16 protein-coding genes and 2 pseudogenes are annotated in these 21245 nt (G+C 57.9%); 10 read left to right on the top strand and 8 right to left on the bottom strand.

Annotated elements, in window-relative coordinates:
* Nucleotides 1-36 precede the first annotated feature (36 nt).
* The 5 genes from FHX08_RS16860 to FHX08_RS16880 all read left to right on the top strand — a co-directional run bounded on the left by FHX08_RS16860 (nucleotide 37) and on the right by FHX08_RS16880 (nucleotide 5443).
* Nucleotides 37-711 (top strand): TetR/AcrR family transcriptional regulator, encoded by a 675-nt coding sequence (locus tag FHX08_RS16860; RefSeq protein ID WP_132653144.1) that lies wholly within the window; start codon nucleotides 37-39, stop codon nucleotides 709-711.
* Between the two features lie 133 nt (nucleotides 712-844).
* Nucleotides 845-1993 (top strand): Gfo/Idh/MocA family protein, encoded by a 1149-nt coding sequence (locus FHX08_RS16865; RefSeq protein WP_184327337.1) that lies wholly within the window; start codon nucleotides 845-847, stop codon nucleotides 1991-1993.
* 3 nt (nucleotides 1994-1996) lie between these two features.
* Entirely contained in the window at nucleotides 1997-3160 is a 1164-nt protein-coding gene (locus FHX08_RS16870; RefSeq protein WP_132653146.1) for a dihydrodipicolinate synthase family protein, read from the top strand.
* A 30-nt stretch (nucleotides 3161-3190) separates the two neighbouring features.
* Nucleotides 3191-4021: a sugar phosphate isomerase/epimerase family protein gene (locus FHX08_RS16875; RefSeq protein ID WP_132653147.1), complete on the top strand. Its 831-nt coding sequence runs from the start codon at nucleotides 3191-3193 to the stop codon at nucleotides 4019-4021.
* Between the two features lie 147 nt (nucleotides 4022-4168).
* The gene (locus FHX08_RS16880; protein WP_132653148.1) at nucleotides 4169-5443 is read left to right on the top strand and encodes a Gfo/Idh/MocA family protein; all 1275 of its coding nucleotides are present in this window, start codon (nucleotides 4169-4171) and stop codon (nucleotides 5441-5443) included.
* A gap of 6 nt (nucleotides 5444-5449) precedes the next feature.
* On the opposite strand, the gene FHX08_RS16885 is transcribed toward FHX08_RS16880, so the two are convergent.
* The 3 genes from FHX08_RS16885 to FHX08_RS16895 are packed head-to-tail and all read right to left on the bottom strand — an operon-like array spanning nucleotide 5450 to nucleotide 9351.
* Nucleotides 5450-6460: a hydroxyacid dehydrogenase gene (locus tag FHX08_RS16885; protein ID WP_132653149.1), complete on the bottom strand. Its 1011-nt coding sequence runs from the start codon at nucleotides 6458-6460 to the stop codon at nucleotides 5450-5452.
* The gene (locus tag FHX08_RS16890; RefSeq protein ID WP_132653150.1) at nucleotides 6457-8313 is read right to left on the bottom strand and encodes a DUF2264 domain-containing protein; all 1857 of its coding nucleotides are present in this window, start codon (nucleotides 8311-8313) and stop codon (nucleotides 6457-6459) included. The genes FHX08_RS16885 and FHX08_RS16890 overlap by 4 nt, the downstream gene beginning before the upstream one ends.
* 9 nt (nucleotides 8314-8322) lie before the next feature.
* On the bottom strand, nucleotides 8323-9351 hold the full coding sequence (locus tag FHX08_RS16895; protein ID WP_132653151.1) for a LacI family DNA-binding transcriptional regulator: 1029 nt from the start codon (nucleotides 9349-9351) through the stop codon (nucleotides 8323-8325).
* Between the two features lie 158 nt (nucleotides 9352-9509).
* On the opposite strand from FHX08_RS16895, the gene FHX08_RS16900 reads away from it, so the two are divergent.
* Entirely contained in the window at nucleotides 9510-10796 is a 1287-nt protein-coding gene (locus FHX08_RS16900; protein WP_132653152.1) for an ABC transporter substrate-binding protein, read from the top strand.
* Between the two features lie 183 nt (nucleotides 10797-10979).
* Here the strand turns inward: FHX08_RS16900 and galE are convergent, their stop codons facing one another.
* The 3 genes from galE to FHX08_RS16915 form a co-directional block, all read right to left on the bottom strand.
* The gene (gene galE, locus FHX08_RS16905; RefSeq protein ID WP_132653153.1) at nucleotides 10980-11963 is read right to left on the bottom strand and encodes a UDP-glucose 4-epimerase GalE; all 984 of its coding nucleotides are present in this window, start codon (nucleotides 11961-11963) and stop codon (nucleotides 10980-10982) included.
* A gap of 1 nt (nucleotide 11964) precedes the next feature.
* The gene (locus FHX08_RS16910) at nucleotides 11965-12987 is read right to left on the bottom strand and encodes a UDP-glucuronic acid decarboxylase family protein (RefSeq protein ID WP_132653154.1); all 1023 of its coding nucleotides are present in this window, start codon (nucleotides 12985-12987) and stop codon (nucleotides 11965-11967) included.
* A 680-nt stretch (nucleotides 12988-13667) separates the two neighbouring features.
* A complete protein-coding gene (locus FHX08_RS16915) occupies nucleotides 13668-14450 on the bottom strand; it encodes a helix-turn-helix transcriptional regulator (protein ID WP_132653155.1) in 783 nt (260 codons plus the stop codon).
* Nucleotides 14451-15385: 935 nt separating this feature from the next.
* On the opposite strand from FHX08_RS16915, the pseudogene FHX08_RS16920 reads away from it, so the two are divergent.
* The 4 genes and pseudogenes from FHX08_RS16920 to FHX08_RS16930 all read left to right on the top strand — a co-directional run.
* Nucleotides 15386-15547, top strand: a pseudogene (locus tag FHX08_RS16920) (fibrinogen-binding protein); the annotation flags it as partial.
* Between the two features lie 288 nt (nucleotides 15548-15835).
* Nucleotides 15836-16324, top strand: a complete 489-nt coding sequence (locus FHX08_RS16925) for a hypothetical protein (RefSeq protein ID WP_184327338.1) — start codon at nucleotides 15836-15838, stop codon at nucleotides 16322-16324.
* A 139-nt stretch (nucleotides 16325-16463) separates the two neighbouring features.
* Nucleotides 16464-16752 (top strand): annotated as a pseudogene (locus FHX08_RS32045) (cellulose biosynthesis protein); the annotation flags it as partial.
* A gap of 157 nt (nucleotides 16753-16909) precedes the next feature.
* Nucleotides 16910-17977, top strand: a complete 1068-nt coding sequence (locus FHX08_RS16930) for a YihY/virulence factor BrkB family protein (protein ID WP_132653157.1) — start codon at nucleotides 16910-16912, stop codon at nucleotides 17975-17977.
* Nucleotides 17978-18024: 47 nt separating this feature from the next.
* Here FHX08_RS16930 and FHX08_RS16935 read toward each other — a convergent pair whose 3' ends face one another.
* Entirely contained in the window at nucleotides 18025-20325 is a 2301-nt protein-coding gene (locus tag FHX08_RS16935; RefSeq protein WP_132653158.1) for a cation:proton antiporter, read from the bottom strand.
* 214 nt (nucleotides 20326-20539) lie between these two features.
* On the bottom strand, nucleotides 20540-21022 hold the full coding sequence (locus FHX08_RS16940) for a PPC domain-containing DNA-binding protein (protein ID WP_132653159.1): 483 nt from the start codon (nucleotides 21020-21022) through the stop codon (nucleotides 20540-20542).
* Between the last annotated feature and the right edge of the window lie 223 nt (nucleotides 21023-21245).

The raw sequence follows: 21245 nt of genomic DNA on the forward strand, positions 1-21245 counted from the left end.
CTTATGAGCGCAACATGGGAAGATAGGGGAAATCGCATGAACGACACTGGGGAGAGCGCGAAAAAGAAAGTCAAGCGCCCGTCCGCCGAGCGCACCGCCCAACGCGATCCGGAGCGCACCCGCGCGGCTATACTGGAGGCTGCCACCCGAGAATTTGCCGAAAACGGCATGGGCGGAGCGCGTGTCGATGCCATTGCCGAGCGCGCCGGCACCAACAAGCGCATGCTCTACCACTATTTCGGCGACAAGGAGCAGCTCTATCTGCGTGTGCTGGAGGAGGCCTATGTCAGCATCCGTACGGCGGAACGCGCGCTGAATATCAGCACCCGCAGCCCCGAAGAGGGCATCGGGGAGCTTGCGCTCTTTACCTGGCGCTATTTCCTGCAGCATCCTGAATTCCTGAGCCTGCTCGGGACAGAGAACCTGCACCGGGCCCGCTGGCTGCGCCAATCCGTACGCCTGAAGGAACTGCATTCGCATCTGATCGGCGAGCTCTCGCAAGTACTGGAAGAAGGCAAAAAGGCAGGGGTCTTTACCGAAACTGCCGATCCGCTGCACGTCTATCTGACGATTGCCTCACTCGGCTATTTCTACCTCTCAAACCAGTACACGCTTTCGACGATCTTCGGCCGTGATCTCATTACGCCGGCCAATCTCGATGCCTGGGAAAGGCATATCGTTCACGTGACGCTTTCCTCGATAAAGCGCTGATTTCCAAAAAACCGAATTGGCTATTGACAGCCATAATCCTCTTCTGCCATCAAGTAACTGTTTAGTTACCGACTCGGGAGGGCCGGGCCTGACTGCCCGCTCCCGATGCATAAAAGCTTCCAGGGAGGGAAAAGTGGCACGTTTGGGGATCATTTTGCACGGCGTTACCGGCCGTATGGGCTACAATCAGCACCTCGTTCGCTCGATCCTCGCCTTCCGCGATCAGGGCGGCATCACCCTGAAATCCGGTGAGAAACTGGAGATCGACCCGATCATCGTCGGCCGCAACGGTGCGAAGATGGAAGAGCTCGCCCGCAAGCATAACATCAAGCGCTGGTCGACCGATCTCGATGCTGCGCTCGCCAATCCTGACGATACCGTCTTCTTCGATGCCGGTACGACATTGATGCGCGCCGAACTCCTTTCCAAGGCGCTGGATGCCGGCAAACATGTCTATTGCGAGAAGCCGATTTCCGACGACCTGCAGGTGGCAATCGATCTCGCCCGCAAGGCGCGCGCCTCCGGCCTCAAGCACGGCGTGGTACAGGACAAGCTCTTCCTGCCCGGCCTGCGCAAGCTGGCGCTGCTGCGCGATTCCGGCTTCTTCGGCAAGATCCTCTCGGTGCGCGGCGAGTTCGGCTACTGGGTTTTTGAAGGCGACTGGGGCGTTCCGGCCCAGCGCCCATCCTGGAATTATCGCAAGGGCGATGGCGGCGGCATCATCCTGGATATGCTGTGCCACTGGCGTTATGTGCTCGACAATCTCTTTGGCGAGGTGAAGGCCGTTTCCTGCCTCGGTGCGACGCATATTCCGCGTCGTATCGACGAACAGGGCCAGCCCTATGACTGCGACACCGACGACGCAGCTTACGCGACCTTCGAACTGGAAGGCGGCGCGATCGCGCAGATCAATTCCTCCTGGGCGGTTCGCGTGCGCCGCGATGATCTCGTGACCTTCCAGGTGGACGGCACACATGGCTCTGCCGTCGCCGGCCTCACCAAGTGCTGGAGCCAGCACCGCGTCAACACGCCAAAGCCGGTCTGGAACCCCGACCAGCCGCAGACCATCGACTTCTACAAGACCTGGGATGAGGTGCCGGATACGCAGGTTTTCGACAACGGCTTCAAGGCGCAGTGGGAAATGTTTATCCGCCATGTCGTCGAAGATGCTCCGTGGCCCTATGGTCTGGAGGCCGGCGCCAAGGGCGTGCAGCTTGCGGAACTCGGCCTGAAATCCTGGGCCGAACGCCGCTGGCTCGATGTTCCAGTGCTGGAGTTCTGAGCGGTGACGACGATCAATCTTCCTCTCGACGGCAAGATCACGCCCTATAGGCTGACCGGCACGCCGATCGAACTCAAGAAGGGGGATGCCAAGAGCTTCCCGCGCATCGCCTTTGCCGCTGCCCATGTGGTCGCCGATCCGCTCGCCGACAATGATCCCTGGCTCACGCCGGCGATCGACTGGGAACGAACGCTCGCCTTCCGCCACCGTCTTTGGGACCTCGGCCTCGGCGTCGCCGAAGCAATGGATACGGCACAACGCGGCATGGGCCTCGGCTGGCCGGAAGCCCGCGATCTCATTCGCCGCGCACTGGCCGAGGCAGCTGGTCGTAAGGACGCGCTGATCGCCTGCGGCGCCGGGACCGATCATCTGACGCCAGGCCCCGACGTAACAATCGACACGATCATCAAAACCTACGAGGAACAGATCGAGACGGTCGAGGCCGCGGGCGGCCGTATCATCCTCATGGCAAGCCGCGCCCTTGCGGCCGCAGCCAGGGGGCCGGACGATTATATCAAGGTCTACGACCGGATCCTTCGTCAGGTAAAGGAACCCGTCATCATTCACTGGCTCGGCGAAATGTTCGACCCGGCTCTGGCCGGATACTGGGGCAATGGCGACCATCTGAAGGCAATGGAAACCTGCCTGCAGGTGATCGAAGCCAATACCGCAAAGGTAGACGGTATCAAGATCTCGCTTCTTTCCAAGGAGAAGGAAGTGACCATGCGCCGGCAACTGCCGAAGAGTGTGCGCATGTACACCGGCGACGACTTCAACTATGCCGAATTGATCGCCGGCGACGAAGAGGGCTATTCGGATGCGCTTCTCGGCATCTTCGACGCCATCGCGCCGGCGGCTTCTGCCGCACTTGATGCACTTGGCCGCAAGAGCAATCACGAGTTCTTCGACTTGCTCGAGCCGACGGTTCCGCTGTCACGCCATATCTTCAAGGCGCCCACCCGCTTCTACAAGACCGGCGTCGTTTTCCTCGCTTATCTCAACGGGTTGCAGGATCATTTTACGATGATCGGCGGCCAGCAGAGCACACGTTCGCTGACGCACCTGGCGGAGCTTTTCCGCCTGGCCGACAGGGCCCGGGTACTTGCCGACCCGGAACTGGCGACGGCACGCATGAAGCAGGTGCTTGCCGTCAACGGCGTTCACTGATCGCCGGCACGGCAATGGGAGGAGAATGACATGCAGGTCGAAGGACTTTCGATCAACCTCGCGACGATCCGCGAGCAGTGCGGTTTTGCCGAAGCCGTCGATATTTGCCTGAAGCACGGCATCACCTCGATCGCGCCATGGCGCGATCAAGTCGCCAAAGCCGGTCTCGACGAGGCGGTGAGGATCGTCAAGTCGAACGGCATCAAGCTGACCGGGCTTTGCCGTGGCGGGTTCTTTCCGGCCGCAAACGAGGCCGATTGGCAGAAGAACCTCGACGACAACAAGCGCGCCATCGACGAGGCGGCGGCATTTTCGGCCGATTGCCTCGTGCTCGTCGTGGGCGGCTTGCCGGGCAGCTCGAAGGACATCGTCGCAGCCAGGCAGATGGTGTTCGACGGCATTGCCGCCGTGCTGCCGCACGCCCAGGCGGCAGGCGTGAAACTCGCGATCGAGCCGTTGCATCCCATGTATGCCGCGGATCGGGCTTGCGTGAACACGCTCGGCCAGGCGCTCGATATGTGCGAGCAACTTGGCGAGGATGTCGGCGTTGCCGTCGATGTCTACCACGTCTGGTGGGATCCCGATCTTGCAAACCAGATTGCCCGCGCGGGAGGCATGAAGCGCATCTTCGCTCACCATATCTGCGACTGGCTGGTGCCGACCAAGGACCTGCTGCTCGACCGCGGCATGATGGGCGATGGCGTGATCGATCTCAAAGGCATAAGACGGATGGTGGAAGCCGCCGGCTTCTTCGGTGCGCAGGAGGTCGAGATCTTCTCCGCCGAAAATTGGTGGAAGCGTCCCGCCGACGAGGTGATCGCCACCTGTGTCGAGCGTTTCAGGAGCTGCTGCCAGATCTGATTCTAGAGCAATTCCGTTTTTCTTCGAATCCGGAAATGCTCTATCTCTTTGTTTTCACGCAATTCTGGACGCAAAACCGCTGCACACTTTTGCTAGAATTGCTTCAAAGTCCATTCGTTTCATCACGTATGAAGGAGGAATCATTCGATGGAGAAACGCCGTTTTGCCCTGATCGGCACCGGTAATCGCGGCACCACGATGTGGGGCAAGGATCTCTTGGCCGGCTGGCGCGAGCATGTCGACCTGACTGCGATCGTCGAGAAGAATTCGCTGCGTGGCGAGCGCGCCCGCACCATGATCGGCAGCAATGCACCACTCTATGAAAACATCGATTCGATGCTTTCGGAGCAGAAGCCGGATCTGGTGATCGTCTGCACGCCCGATCATACGCATGACGATATCGTCGTGCGTGCGTTGGAAGCCGGTATCGACGTCATCACCGAAAAACCGATGACGACCTCGGTCGAGAAGATCCGCCGGATTCTGGATGCCGAGAAACGCACCGGCCGCCGGGTCGACGTCTCATTCAACTATCGTTATGCGCCGACAGCAGCCAAGATCAAGGAACTCCTGAATTCCGGCGAGATCGGCCGGGTCACGTCAGTCGATTTCCATTGGTATCTCAACACCAAACACGGCGCCGACTATTTCCGCCGCTGGCATGCCTATACGGAAAATTCCGGCAGCCTCTTCGTTCACAAGGCGACTCACCATTTCGATCTTCTGAACTGGTATCTCGACAGCGATCCTGACGCCGTGACCTCCTTTGCCGATCTGCAAAATTACGGCCGCAAGGGACCGTTCCGCGGCCCTCGCTGCAAGCTCTGTCCGCACACGCAGGAATGCGACTACTATCTCGATCTCAAGAAGGATCCGTTCCTCGACACGCTTTATGAGGATCCCTCCAAGATCGACGGCTATTTCCGCGACGGTTGCGTTTTCCGCGAAGATATCGACATTCCCGATACGATGGTCGTTTCCATCCGCTACCGGAATAACGTTCATGTCTCCTATTCGCTGAATACGTTCCAGCCGATCGAAGGCCATCACCTCGCCTTCAATGGTACGAAAGGCCGCATCGAGCTTCGCCAATATGAGGCCCAGCCCTGGGAGGAGCCGAAGGAAGACACCATCCTGCTGATCCGCAGCTTTCCGGATGGCAAAGAAGCGGTCGAACGCATCAAGGTGCCGCATTCCTCCGGGGGCCATTACGGCGGCGACGACCGGATGCGCAACATGATCTTCAAGCCCGACATGCAGGACAGGCTCGCACAGCGGGCCGGCACCCGCGCCGGCGCCATGTCCGTGCTTTGCGGCATTGCGGCGCTGACGAGCTCGCGCACCGGCAAGGTCGTCAACATCTCCGACCTTATGCCGGAGCTTGCCAATGACGGTTCGCCGAACTCGCTGAAGATATTGTAAGACGTCTCAGGCAGTGTTTTCCAAGCTTTCGAGGGTAAGTCCGTACAGCAAGGGTTCGCCCTTGCTGAAACGCTCGGCCTCATCAGCTGCCATTTCACCGAGCCGGCTACGCTCCAGGCCGACTGCACCGGCAATGTGCGGTGTCAGGAAAACGTTGGGCAAATCGTAGAAGGCCGATTCCGGTCCCGGTATTTCGGGATCGGTCACATCGATGATGGCATCGATACGGCCGGTCTTCAGCTCGGCCAGCAGGGCCTTTTCGTCAATCAGTGCGCCGCGCGCGGTGTTGATCAGCGTAGCGTCATCCTTCATCAGCGCCAGTTTCGTAGCATCGATCATGTGATGGGTCGAAGGCAGCGACGGCGCGTGAAGGGAAACGATATCCGAGCGGCGCATGAGATCGTCTAGTTCCGCCTTCTGAACGCCCATGTCCAGTGCCTGATGTGCGTCGATTGTGGGATCTGACAGCAACACCTGGTAATCGAAAGGTTTCAGCAGATCGATGACCCGGCGACCAATGCGTGAAGCGCCGATGATGCCGACCGTGCGGCGATAATTGCCGATGGCCTCGCGCTGCATCGGATAGGTTCGGTCGCGGTGCCTATCTGCAATGTAAAAGTCGCGGAACCGGAAGACATGCTTGCCGGCAAAGATGATTGCGGCCAGCGTGAATTCGGCGACTGGTAGGGCATTGGCAGCCGCCGCATGGCTGACGGCGATCCCGGCTTCAAAAATATCGGCATCTATGATGCCTTTCACCGTTCCCGCCGCATGAACGACGAGCTTCAGTTTCGGAGCAAGGTCCAGAACCTCACGACCGACATAAGGTGCGCCCCAACTGGTAATGAGGATTTCCGTTTCGGCAAGCAGGCGTTTCGCACGCTGATCGTCAAAGCGCTCCAGCGGTTCGGCATCGAGCAGGCGGCCGAAACCATCCAGCCGACGAAGTACCGCCTCGGGCAGGATATGCTCGGTGCGGGAGGTCTGCATGGCAAGAACTATAGGGGGATGGTTCATGGCATATGTCCCGGTGCTTCGATAGCGCTGACGGTGACGCCCTCTTCGCTGACTAGTTTTTTGAGAGCGGCAATATCGGGCGCCTTCGGAGGCATTGCCCACGCGCCGGACACAGTTGCCAGATCGTTCATGGCCAGTGCAGCAGTGACGAGAATTGTCTCACCGGCAGGAATTTCACCACGCAGCTGCGGCACGAGGGTCTTGGAAACGATCATGTTGGTGTTCGGCAACGCCTTCTGGGCAAGGCCCTGTCGTTTGATCGATGAACCGAGGTCGACGATGCCGGTGAAGTCCGCCTCGCCGATCGCATAGGCAGAGCCTTGTGCAGCTGACAGCGTATCAGCATCGAGATCACGTTTGGCGATGGCAAAGCCGCCTTCGGCCGTCTGCAGAGGACGCGGCGTGGTGATGCGGTGAACGCGGATATGCCAAGGTGCCGACGGCACCAGCCAGGTTTCAACCTTCACATCCTCGAACGCAGACCATTTGGAATAAAGAACGTCTCCGGCAATCTTCGCTTCTTCGTTCGTTTCACGGACCCGGTAATGCAGGCCATCATCACTGAAGGCAAGCGCGGAATCGAAGGCGCCAAGTGCGAAGGCTCGCTCATCCGCCTCGACACTGAAGCCGTAGCGAGCAGAATAGGCGAATTTTGCGTATTTCTCCGTACCAAAGCGCATCTGCAGATTCTCCTGACCAGACGAGAGCGCCACAACATCATTGCCGGCCCGCATGATCACCATACCCGGGTGACGTTGCGGAACGACCTCGGGGACTTGCTCAGGCGCCTTTTCCTCCACAGTCCAGAAGGGGTGATCCTCAGGGATGGCGAGCGGCAGAAAGGCTTTGAAGGCCCAATAGGGCGAGCCGGCGGAGTTGTAGCTTTCCGACATCAACAGGTTCGGATAGCCGAAGCCGATGGTCAGCACACCGTCATGGCTGGCGATTGGCTTGTCGCGCCACCAGCGCAAATGTTCGAGGCAGAGATGCTTGACCTCGCCCCAGGGCAACGCCTCCAGATCGGCAAAGGCGAGCGCCGACCAGAAGCCCGCGCAGGCGAAACGATAGGTCAAGCTGCGGCCAAAGGGGATGGTCGCGCCGTCAGGCGCAAACCAGTGGCGGAAATCCTTTGCGAAGAGCACCGCGCGCTCGCGGTAGCGCTTGGCATATTCGTCATCGACCAGCTTGGAATAGATCAGGCCGTAAAAATGCATGGCGAAGGGTATGTAATGGTCTATGCGACGGATATTGCCGTCGCGATACCATCCGTCGCCGATGTAGAAACCCTCCAGTTCTTCCAGATATTGCTTCGTCAGGCTGCGGTCGAAATCGGCGCCGAGACGGTCGAGGGCGATATCGACGAAGATGCGGAAAAATTTCCAGTTATTGTCGGCATAGTCGAACTGCCGGACATGCTTGAAATAAGCGACAATATTGTCGCGAGCACGTTTGTCGAGCGGCTCCCAGATCTTCTCCGGCACCAGTGCCAAAGCAAAACCGAGGGCGGCCAATTCCACCATTCGCTGGTCGCGGGCGTTGACCGTGCCCCAGTATTCTGGATGAGCGGGGTCGCAGCCGTTCGCAAGACCCTCGGCAAAGCGGTGCCAATAGGCGAAATCATTCTTGCCGGCGCCGAGCGGCGCAAGACCCCAAAGGGGTCGGGCGAAACCCTCGAGATCGGCGGCAGCCCGGTCGAAATGGGCGCCGGCGCCATCGAGGCGAACACGGGCATTCCCCTTGGAGAAGAAGGGCAGCAGCGGGTTGAAGAGATCGTTGACGGCACGGATCATGTCGGAGCGCGTCTTCAGCGGATTGCCTGCAAGCGGGTTGGGGCTGGCGGGATCATAGGTCATCGGCATCACTCACAGCTTGTCGGTATCGGGAACAGTGCCTCCGGCAACAGGAACGACGGCCTGGCAGATATGGCGGGCCGGCGCGGTCCTGTCGCGGTAGCGGGAAATCATCAGGGAAACTGCCTCGCGGCCAAGCGCTGCGCGGTCGACGCGCATCGTCGAGAGCTGCGGATTGGTCATCACCGCGCAAGGGAGATCATCGAAGCCGACGATTGCGAAATCTTCCGGAACGCGACGGCCAGCTTCCGTGACGGCTTCGAGAACGCCGACAGCGATGAAGTCATTCATGCAGAAGGCAGCCGTATAGCCTGGATCCTCCGCAAGCATCGCAACTGTGCGTTCGTGTGCCTCGCGGCTGGCGCTGCCCTGGAAGGTCAGCGGTACGAGCCTTCCTTCGGCGCCGGGAACCGCTGCAATTGCCGCCTCGAAGCCCCGCACGCGTTCGCGGATCGTGTGACGATGCGAGCCGGTCAGATGCAGGATACGACGATGGCCGGCTTTCGTAAGGCGGCTTGTCGCCTCATAGGCACCGAAGAAATTGGACGGGGACACGCCGTCGAGACGCAGGCGCGGATCGGTGCCATTGACCAGAACAGTTGGCGTTCCGGTGGCTTCCAACCAGGCTCGCAGAGTATCGCTGGGATCGATACCGACGAGGAAAAGGCCTTCGGCTTCTGCCGTCTGCATATATTCGCCGACAACATCAGGCGTAGTGCGGTCCTCGCGCACGAGCCGCACTTCGAAGGGCATGCCGACATCTGCAGCACCAGCGCGAAGGCCCTCGACGATCGCCTCATAAAACACGCTGAGGCCGCCGGTCGCACCGTCGCTTGCGATCAGCGCGAGGCCGCCGGGAACGCTTTCCAAGATGGATTTGACCGGATAACCGTGCTCGGCAGCGACCTTCAATATGTGCCGCCGCACATTTTCGCTGATGCCGGGCTCGTTGGCGAGCACCCGTGACACTGTGGAAACGGAAACACCTGCGAGGCTCGCGATATCGGCCTGGCGAGGCCGCTTGGTCTTGGTTTCGGTCATTTTTATCTCATTCATGCAGCAAAGATTATGCAAATCATGCAAATTTGCAAGACAATCATAATTTCTTGCAAAGAGAAATTTTTTGCGTACTCTAACCTCGGGATTGCCCGGAAAGACCGTTGGAGGATGGCGCCGGGCATCAGACAAAGGAGGAAATCATGCAGGTCAATCGCCGTTCATTCTTGATGGGAACCGCGGGTGCCGCGGCCGGCCTCGCCTTTGGCGCCGGCAGCTCGACCCCCGTATTCGCAGAGGAAGCCTCGCTTCGCGCCATGTGGTGGGGTTCCAACGACCGCGCCAAGCGCACGCTCGACGTCGCAAAGCTCTATCAGTCGAAGACACCGGGCGTCACCATTGTCGGTGAATCACTTTCTGGCGACGGCTATTGGACGAAGCTTGCAACACAGATGGCCGGCCGTTCGATCGCCGATGTCTTCCAGCTGGAGCCGGGCACGATCTCCGACTATTCCAAGCGCGGCGCCTGCCTGCCGCTCGATGAATTCGTCCCCTCGACGCTGAAGGTCGACAGCTTTGGTGCGGACATGCTGAAATTGACCACCGTCGACAGCAAACTTTACGGTGTCGGCCTCGGCCTCAACTCCTTCGCCATGTTCTTTGATACCGTCGAATTTGAAAAGGCAGGCATTCCGGTGCCGACGCCTGATCTCACTTGGGATGAGTACGCCAAGCTCGCCGTAGAACTGGCCAAGGCCTCCGGTAAGGGCGGTGGCCCCTATGCGGCGCGCTATAATTACGTGTTCGATGCCTGGCTGCGTCAGCGCGGCAAGAGCCTCTTTGCCAAGGAAAGCGTCGGCCTGGGCTTTACTGTCGATGATGCCAAGGAGTGGTTCGACTATTGGGAAAAGCTGCGCAAGGCCGGCGGTACGGTCGCCGCCGATGTGCAGACGCTCGATCAGAACACCATCGACACCAATTGCCTCGGCCTCGGCAAATCTGTGATCGGCATGGCCTATTCCAACCAAATGGTCGGCTACCAGCTCATCATCAAGAACAAGCTTGGCATCACCATGCTGCCGCGCGAGAAGAAGGGCGGGCCGTCAGGCCATTACTACCGCCCCGCTCTGATCTGGAGTGTAGGCGCGACCACCAAGCAGGGTGAAGCCGCTGCAAAATTCATCAACTTCTTTGTTAACGATCCCGAAGCAGGCAAGATTCTGGGCGTTGAACGCGGCGTGCCAATGTCGCCGGTGGTTCGCGAAGCCATTCTGCCGCAACTCAACCCGACGGAGCAGGAAACGGTCAAATACGTCAACCTGCTCAAGGATCAGGTCGGCGAATATCCGCCGCCGGTACCGATGGGCGCCACCGAATTCGACCAGCGCGTTCTTCGCCCGACCTGTGACGAGCTGGCTTTCGAGCGTATCTCGGTGGCTGACGCCGCACAGAAGCTCGTCGAGACCGGCAAGGCAACGATCAAAGGTTGATACCCTCCGGTATGAGCAAGCAAGGCCCGCCGATCGCGGGCCTTTCTTTTGGCGATGCCAGCCCGGTTATGCCAGCCGGATCACTTTCCTGCCGCAGCTGAATGGCTCGACTCCAGCCAGCAGGACAGGCTCGAACATCTCGGCCTTTGCGGCAGAAGACTGGCCTCGCGGATTATTTCGCTCTCATGCGATCACATTCAGTCCGAATGTCGGACCGGCCGTGCGGATGATCGTGTCGATATCCGAAAGCGCGGGTGTGAAACCCAATTCCAGGCGGGCCTTTTCCGTGTCGGCAAAGAGAATCGGCGGATCGCCGGCACGGCGCGGCTGGTAGCGCACCGGCACGTTGTGGCCCGTTTTGCGTTTGATCGCATCGAGAATCTCGAGGATGGACGTTCCTCGGCCGGAGCCCAGGTTGACGCTCAACGAGTCGCCGCCGGCCAGAAAATAGCGAACGGCAGCGAGATGCGCCTCGGCGAGATCGCTCACATGGATATAGTCCCTGACACAAGTGCCGTCTTCGGTCTCATAATCCGTGCCGAAAACATCAAGGCTGTCGATCCGGCCGCTGGCCGCGAGAAGCGCGCGCGGAATCAGATGGGTTTCAGGATAGTGCCGTTCTGCAAGCTGGCCCTCCGGGTCGGCGCCGGCGACATTGAAGTAACGAAGGGAGGCAAAGCGGATGCCGTAGGCCGCGGCATAATCTTCCAGCGCCATTTCGAAGATCAGCTTGGTCCTGCCATAGGGATTAACCGGTTGCCGCGGCGTTTTCTCATTAATCGGCATTGTCTTCGGAATGCCGTAGGTCGCGCAGCTGCTGGAAAAAACGATCCTGTCGATATTGCGATCGAGGCAAGCATCAAGCAGCGACAGGCTGCCGATGACATTGTTGCGATAGTAGATGCCGGGCTTTTCGACGGATTCACCGACATAGGCATTGGCACCGCAATGAATGACACAATCGGGCGAATACTCCGCCATGACCTGTCGCAGCCTTACACCATCGGCGATATCTGCCTGGATCAGCGGCCCCCACCGGACGCTGTCGATATGTCCGGTCGAAAGATTGTCATAGGTCACCGGAACCATGCCGGCACGCGCAAGTGCCTTGCAGATGTGGCTACCTATGAAGCCGGCACCGCCCGTAACAAGGATGTAGCGGGGCATCTCATACGGCCTCCACCACTTGCTTTTCGGCCAGCAGTGCATCGAAGTAGGCTATCGTGCGCTTCAGCCCGGTCTTCAGTTCCGTGCTAGGCCACCAGCTCAGCTCTTCCCTGGCGCGGGTTATATCCGGCCGGCGCTGCTGCGGATCATCCGTTACGGCCGGAAGATAAACGACACGCGAGCGCGAATTGGTGAGATCGAGAACGATTTCGGCAAGATCCCGCACCGTGATCTCCGCCGGATTCCCAAGATTGATCGGGCCGATGCAGCTTTCGCCGGTATCGGCGAAACGCAGGAAGCCCTCAACGAGGTCGTCGACATAACAGAAAGAACGGGTCTGCCGGCCGTCGCCGTAGATCGTTATGTCTGCGTTGGAAAGCGCCTGGACGATGAAGTTGGACACGACTCGTCCATCATCGAGGCGCATGCGCGGACCGTAAGTATTGAAGATTCGGCCAACCTTGATATCGACGCCATATTTGCGGTGATAATCGAAGAAGAGGGTTTCAGCTGACCGTTTGCCTTCGTCGTAACAGCTGCGGGGACCGATCGGATTGACGTTGCCGAAATAGGTCTCGCGTTGGGGGTTCTCGTGCGGATCTCCGTAAACTTCCGAAGTCGAGGACTGAACGACTGTTGCCCCGCTACGGCGGGCTGCATCCAGCGTATTGACGGCTCCAAGAACATTGGTCAGCAACGTTCCGACGGGATCGCGCTGATAGTCCGGTGGCGAGGCCGGCGAAGCAAAGTTGAAGATGACGGACGCTTCGACATCATAGGGCTGCCGAACATCATGTTCGAGAAGCTGGAAGCGGGCGTTCTGCAGCAGATGCTCGATATTGACGCGGCGGCCGGTGTAGAAATTATCGAGACAGATGACCTGATGGCCACGATCGAGAAGCTGCTCGCAAAGATGGGAACCCAGGAAACCAGCGCCGCCGTTGACCAGTACTGCCTTTCGCCGTGATGGTGTCGATGCGGACGCAGGTTCCCGATGAGTTTTCGTGGGAATGAAACTACGCACTACAAACTCCTTCCCATGAGACGGGGTCCTTCTGGACCCTTCTATTTTTTAGGCTCCTTCTCATCCCCCTCGATTACCTCAACATGAAGTAGCATCGATCATGCAATACTATCAGTTATTCCTCGAATGATTGTAGCCATGTTGAAAATGATAGGAGAATATCAACCGAGGTCAATTTAAAAACGTTGGTACAATTCCAAATAGCTACTATAGCAAAACCCGGCACTCATTTGATTAATCCTTAAAGAATTATTCTGCGAAGCTTTTCATCCGGCTGCTCTAGCCTCAGCCAAAGGCCGATATAAAAGAAATCTCAGCTATTGGATGGAAGGGCGCGTCACTATCGCCCAAATAAAGGAGCCGGATGACAGTTCATCACCAAGTGCCTGGCACATCTATATGCAGACTCAATTCTTAGGCTTTGGCAGCAATGATGATTCCGGACCGATGTCTTGTGCAGTCGTCACGCGAGCACCGTAGGAAGTACGGAGAAGAGTGTTATGGTGGCGCGCGTTTCACACGCCACGAAGGACTTCGCCTATGCTGCCGAACCGAAGATCACCGCTCCGGCAAGGGTCAACGCCGCAGAATATCCCGGCTCTGCACCGTATATCTGCTCACCAAGCGGTTCGGCCAGAAGTCGCGCTGTTTCTCCCGCTCATCCCTGATGGATTGACGGACTAATGCGGCCACCTGCCGGAAATATCACCGTTGTCCGAAGTGTCGTTGAAGAAGCGGGAGGCCGCCTCCGTGCGGTTTCTCACGTTCATCTTCTTATAGATATTGCGGACATGAACTTTCACCGTGTTTTCGGACAGGTGAAGCTTATCGGCGATGATCTTGTTCTGTGTGCCCTTGCAGATGAGATCGAGAATTTGCACTTCTCGCGTCGTCAGAGCCGCCATGCTGTTGCGGCGAAGCTTCAGCGCGTTAGCGCGTGCTGCGTCGACAGACTTCGTCTGGTACAGCGAAGGCTCGATCTGTGCGGTCGCCCGATTGGACAGACGGCCGAGAAGCGCGGACGGAAAATGCTCGCCGCCCTTCATCAACAAATCGATTGCAGCCATGAAAACGTCCAGGCGCAGATTGAGCGGCAATACGCCATCGATGACGCGCGCTTCGACAAGGCGGCTGATATAAGGCTCCATCATGTCGATAGCTTCGACGACGAGGCCGATCGATGCGTCCGGACGATTTTCTCGAACGGTCTGCATGGCATCATGCAATTCGATACCGGCGATATGGTAAAACAGGACAAGCCGCATGTCCTGAATATCCCTCTCGGATATGGACTGCGCGCTCGGGACGCTTAAGACATCGAAATTCGGGAATTTCTTCGCCAGTGCTTCGACCATGCATTCGGAGAATAAATCCGGCTTGGCGATTACCAGAATTGTTTCCCCACTCGGACCCAGTCTCCTTGCTTGATCCGAATCTCCTACTTCCGACCCAACCATGAACATATACGCCTCCCCTAGCGCTACACTATACTAAAACTCGGAGCATCTACTCCCATTGGCGCGGTGGCGGGTATTACATGCCGACGAACATTGGCACGTGACCGCCTTATCTTTTAGGCATTTCTTAATTATGTTAATATGGATTTCAAAGGAAAGAAATGGCCCAAATGGGTTAGTTACCATGAAGTTATATTATTTTTTGCTACTTTATGGTTGCATTTTTGGCAACAAACATACTAGTGGGCGGTATTTCAACTAGATCGCGGTATAAACCGCTGTGTATTAGTTCGAGACACACGAAAGCAAAGAGGTAATGGGCAGATGATATCTTAAAATAAGACGGAGAACCTTTCGGGCTTAACTTCGCGATATCGCAATCAATCGAAACAGACGGATTCCGAGGTAAGGGCGCACCGTACCGAATCCACACACCACTTTCGTCAAGCATGCTGCCCGCCTGACGTATTGAGCTGGCGTTCAGGTGCCTTAACCCAAATTGATAACTATCGGCCTGAATTTTTTTCCATCAGTTTATGATGGTCACCGATGTGACGATGTGAAAATCAAGTATCGCCATGTGTTTTGCTACTCGGTCTTCTTGAGGAAATACAAAGAACGGTTCGACCGCCTCGCTCGCGTCCATATCGAGTCCGGAACCGGATTTGGCAGTCTTTGTACTGAATAGGCCCGATCCCAACAGAGAATTTGGCCTACAGATCGCGATGAAGCAGCAGGTGACAAGGTAGTGAGTACATCTGCCGATGTTAACGCATCGGAGCAAGCGCGGGCAAAGATCCCATTTGAGATGAGAGGGACTTCGAAAGCTGCTCCGGTTTTTGCTGGAGGAAACTGGAATGCCTTATCATCCGAAGCCCTGTCCGCAGGGCTCCGACGACGACACGGTGAAGGTGGGCGCCCTAGTCGACGGCGTAACCAATGATGCCGGCACTGGCCCTTCGACCGCAGGCGCTTCCGCGATCCTCGCCAGTTCGGGCTTCCATCTGGAACTGGTTCAGGGTGCGAATATGCTCAGTAACACCAGCGGCATCGGCGGCAACTCGCACGTTTCCGATGTCGCCGAAGATACCAGTGAGCACTAACCTCCAAGAGAATGCGGGCTTATCGGTTAAGGACACGTACATTGTGCGCGTAAAGATTCCAGGTGCTGAAATCGCCCGTATTCACAGATTCCGCGCGTTCCCTGCATTCCGCCGAAGTACTGAGCCAGGCTTCGGAGCGCACCTTCGTCAAATATCCGAGCAAACCTATCGTCGGACAACATGTCGAGCGCCTTCAAGGGAGCGCTAGGGGCAGACAAGATCGAAATATCCACGGAATTACATGATATAGTCCATATATTGTTATTGTCTATACCAAGGGAGTTCAGCATGACGGCCATGTCCGATGTGTTATTGAGCGTTGGACGGCTGAATTATGTTTGGACGAACACGGAAAGTCTGCTGATATATATTATCGCGCATCTTCTCGACGTGGAGAAGGAGGCGGCGATCGTGGTTTTCCTGACGCTCAATACAACGCGTGCGCGCATCGACCTCGTCGAGCGTCTCGCAAAGCTTCCTTCGACACCTGCCGCGGACCGCGAAGCGATCCTCTCGGCCATGGCGCGTCTGAAAAAGGAATCGAAGATGCGTAACAAATACAATCATTGCATCTATTCCTTCGATGAGAAGGGCGAAATCTCCAGCACGCAGCTCATGCGCTTGGTCGAAGACGACAAGGAAATCCGCTACGGCAAAGTCGAACAGATGGATGAGCGGGAAATGGAGCTTCTAGAGATGTCGATTGCTGAGATTGTCGATATCAGCAAGGCGCTCTGGGCCTTCATCCATGCGAGCCCGCGGATTGTCGCACTCTAGTTTTTAGACAAAAACCTTGGCCGCAAGGACTAATCCCATTTCACATCTGGGGTCACCCGCACGACTTATTTGAGGATCGATGCTTCCCGTTAATTAGAATTTCTGGAATTAGGTATGAGTATGGATATGGGAGCGGCATATGCATCGACTCCATTGTATCGCGTATGACGCAGTTCGCGACAACTGGGATCAGGTCTATCGAGACGGACACCCAACATTTCCTTTTTTGGACATGGCTCAAAGACTTTCTCGGGCACTGCGGTTGGTAGTTCGTCCCGGCGTTGCGCAAGCAGTAACGGAATGCTCCCTATGTCGCCTTTTTGCCGTTGAGGCTGCTCACAAAACTCAACAGAGCGGGGCTTTTCTACGACGAAATTATCATGGCCGGGAATTATTCCGCTGATTATACCGGCCTCATCGCCATGCCTAGCTAAAAGCAAAGGCAATCGATGGCTTTGCCGGAACGGTGCGAGCTGTGCCGGATGCGGAACAAAAGGGCCACATGCACGATTGCCTCATCGACAGCGCGCATGCCCATAGGATCGACTGGCGCGGATAGTCTTTTGAACGGAGCAGACGGTCACCATGATCCAGCGGCAAATTCTATCCACTGCGGCCTTACTGCTGGTTGCTGTCGGCGGTTTTGCCCTGGCCTATCAAGGACGGAGTTCAAGGCGATCGTCAGGAGGCGTCGCGACCGCACTGAATGATGACCGAGGCAGACGCGCGGAGGTTCCAGAGGAGATCCCGATGCACGGTCTGCGTGATGTCTTCTGGCGTCTCCTCGAGGAAGTCAGCGATGATCGGGTGATGCTCGTTGCGGCAGGCGTGACCTTTTATCTGTTGCTGGCCATGTTCCCGGCACTTGCTGCGCTGGTTTCTCTTTACGGCCTCGCAGCCGACCCGCTAACGATTGCCGGCCATCTGCGCAAGCTTGCAATCCTTCTGCCGCCGGGAGCCTTCGACATCGTCGCAGACCAGATCCGGGCACTCGCCGGCCGACGAGAGGAAAGCCTCGGGGTCGCCTTCTTCGTTGGCCTCGCCCTTGCGCTCTGGAGCACCCATAGCGGCACGCTCGCGCTTTTCGATGCGATGAACGTCGCGTATGAGGAAAAGGAGAAGCGCGGTCTCGTCCGCCTGAACCTCGTCGCGCTTGCCTTCACCCTCTGCGCGATCATCGGCGCAATCGTCATCATCGCCCTGGTGGCTGCCGTACCGCTGCTGCTCTCCTATGTCTGGCTCGACCGCTTCGAGGAGGACTTCGCCCTTCTCGGCCGCTGGCCGCTGCTGCTCATCATCGTTACATCTGCTGTGATGACGATCTATCGGTTTGCGCCAAGCCGCGAGCCGGCCAGATTACGCTGGCTAACCTGGGGCGCTGCTCTCAGCACCCTCGCCTGGTCGGTTATGTCCGTCGGCTTTGCCTTCTATCTCGACCATTTTGCCAATTATAATGCGACCTACGGCACGCTTGGCGCCTTGATCGGCCTGCTTGTCTGGATCTGGCTGTCGATCACGATCCTCATCGTCGGCGCCGAGCTCAATGCCGAACTGGAACATCAGACAGCTCGCGACACGACGACCGGACCGTCGCGGCCGATGGGCGCGCGGGGTGCCTATGTCGCCGATACGCTCGGCCGCCGGGTTGAATGAGGAAGAGGGTCCGTTTTCGGGACTTTGGTACGTGGTAGAACTCGGCACTATTCGCTCTTCGTAGCCGGCATGGGTAGTTCCGTCTCGACAAATACGCAGGAGCGATCCGCCGTGTGCAAAAGCGTCTCGGCGATTTCGCCATACGACAGAGTGTCACCCGCGCGACGGCTGACACCAAGAACGATCAGATTATAGCCGCCGGAACGGGCATGGCGCAAAATTGCCAATTCCGGCGAGCCGCCTCGTTGCACGATTTTCTCGGGCGCCTGCTCGTAATATTCGGCAATGGGTTTGATAGACCGGAATGCATCGTCATTGGAATTGCCGCGGTCGCTGACACGCGGAAGGGCTGCGACCTGACGGGGCTCCTCGATACGGATGACGGCGCATTGGGCACCCGCCGCTTGGCTGAGCGCAAACCCGAATTCCGCGGCCCGCGTCGAGCGCTCAGTCGCGCTCACCGGGATGAGAATGCGCAGATCCCTGCTACGCTGCGGAAGGATGCCCCTCGCAGAGATAACGACCGCCGTCCCCTTGAACGCGCGGGTGATTGTCTGAAGGGTATCGCTGAAGCCGCCGTCAGCGGCCGTCAACGGCTCCACTGCGGCCAGAAGAAGGTCGTGCCCGGTTTCCGACATTTCACTGAGCACCGGCTCGATTGGCCCATCCTGCGCGAAGGTTGTGACATGGGGCCCGGATTTTATGCCTTCGCCCTCGTGCGCCGCATAAAGATCCCGGGCTCGTTCTCTGATAATTGCTGCGATGGCTTCCGCACTGGTGGATTTTTGCGAATGCCGTTCGCTGACCTCCAGCACATCGGCATGCTGCTCGCGTCCGGCAATATCGACGACGGTGATAGGCATCTGGCGCGTGGAAGCAAGTAATGCTGCGAGCCACCCCGCCAGCCGGCTGCTCGACGATTCGTCAATGGCAAGCACCATGCGTTCGAACTTCGCCACGAAGCTATTTTCTTCAAACGCCTCGCGATCAAGGCGATCCCGTTCCTCTCCCCGCAAGGGCAGACGCGCCAGTGCCCAGCGCAAGCTCGGCGGCATTGCCATCGTTGTGATGATCGCCATGGCGACGATCACCGAGAAGAGTTGCTGGTTCAAAACCCCGACGGACAGACCGATCGTTGCGACGATCACTTCGGTCGAGCCTCGTGCATTCATACCACAGCCGAGCGCCAAAGCTTCTGGCGTTGAGAAGCCGCCGATCCTGGCTGCGGCAAATGCACCTCCGAACTTTCCGACAGACGCGATCAGGACGATGGCTGCCGTCAGCAACAGAATAGCTGGGTTGGATAAAATCGTCAGATCCGTCTGCAGGCCGGTCAGGCCGAAGAAAACCGGCATGAACAATGCCGTCGTCAATCCGCGAAGCTGGACATCGATCTGACGGGTCAGGATGGGCGATTCGCCGACGAGGATCCCAGCGACGAACGCGCCCAGAACGGTATGGACGCCGATCGCATCGGTGATCAGTGCCATGACACCCATGATGGTGATGATTGCACTCAGGACCGGCAGATCGCTGCGGAAATTGTCGTTCGTCCAGCGAATGATCTCGAAGACCACCCTCCGACCCACCGTGAAGCTCACAGCCATGAAAGCCACCGTGCCAATCACGCTTTTCGCAAGCGTCAGGAGATCGACCGCCCCGGTCCTTGCCAGACCAAAGGTCACGGCAATGATTACCCAACCGATCGCATCGTCGATGATCGCCGAGGCCACGATGAGTTGTCCGACGTTACGCCGCATGAAATCCATCTCGCGCACTACGGAGGCGACGATCTTGACCGAAGAGATCGAGAGCGCGGTGCCGAGGAAAAGTGCGGTAACAAGCCGTTTCTCCGGATCAGGAAGGAGCGTTTCGGGCAGGAACTCGCCGAGCGCGAAGCCGGCAGCGAAGGGAATGACAATGCCGGTCAAGGACACTCCGGCCGCCGAACGTCTAAGCTTTCTGGCCAGCACGAGATCGGTTTCCATGCCGGCGAGCAGCAACAGGAAAAGGATGCCAAGCTGCCCGACCGCATCCGCCATGCTTTTTTGCCCTTCGCCAGCCGGAAAGAGCATCGCCTGAATATCAGGGAATGCGAGACCCAGGATCGAAGGGCCAAGCAGGATACCGGCAATGATCTGTCCCATGATCGACGGTTGGCCTAGACGAACCATCAATTCACCTGTGAGCCGTCCGGCGACGACCAGCAGGATGATCTGAACAAGAAAGAGCGCTTCGGACGGCTTAGACGCGCTTTCGCCGCCGACAGCAAAGGCGTTGGCCGTTGCGAATAGAAAGATCAGGGCCGTCGAAGCGAAGAGGAGGAATGGCTTGAAATGCGATCGCATGAATGAATCCGATGGAGGAGACCGACATAAACGGCCCGAATTGCCGGACGTTCCAATACGCGAACAAGGTCTGTAACGTCGCCCGAACCGGGCGACCGCGATCCGGCCGATTGATGCGGTGATCGCCAGGCGGCGCGCGCTCTATCATTCACATCGGTCTGCGCCCGCGTTGTCACCCACAATCCCGATTTCAGAGTTCCGAAATCTATTCAGGTCAGCGAGAAAACGGGACAATGGGTGGTGGCGGATCCGCCTCCAAATCGAGGTCGATCAGCGCAATTCCGAGATCAGGCCGCCTTTTGCGCCGCAGCCCTACCGGATTCTCTCGAATGATGATTTCGAGCGTCGGGTGAACGAACCCCTCGATGAAATGGCCACCACGGGTGTTTCCATCGGAAAGTCCAAGCACGACATGCAGATGCAGGCTCGGTTTCCCGTCGTCGCCCCGGGCGAGGTCACCGAGCGTACTCAACACCTCACATTGCTCTTCGATCGGGATCTTCCGGTAGGTCTTGGTTTTGAAATCGAAGAAACCGACGACGGCGCTGCTGAAGGCACCGATCGCGCTGATCGACGCGCCATCAATTGACTGGAGTTCTGCAAATCGCGAAATCGCCGCGAACGCCTCCTCGCCATCATCAAGGATCAGAATAAAGGTCCGCTCATCGGCCTCGTCGGAAAGCAATTTGCTCTGCATGGCGGCACCTCATAGGGTCTGATGTCGCAACTTAACGGGGCGACACGGCAAATGTTCCTGATACTTGCGTCCTCTCAGGGTCGTCGGGCGGGCCGCCAGTATTGTGACTGGTTTATCTGCGGGACTCGCTTGCCGTCACCTGCTCAGGCTGATTGGGAGCCTGGCGTCCCTGCAGGTTGTGTTTTGAACAAATGTCCGGACCAGCAAACCTGTATTTGGTGGG

The organism is Rhizobium sp. BK529 (assembly GCF_014194105.1).
Classification (GTDB): Bacteria; Pseudomonadota; Alphaproteobacteria; order Rhizobiales; family Rhizobiaceae; genus Rhizobium.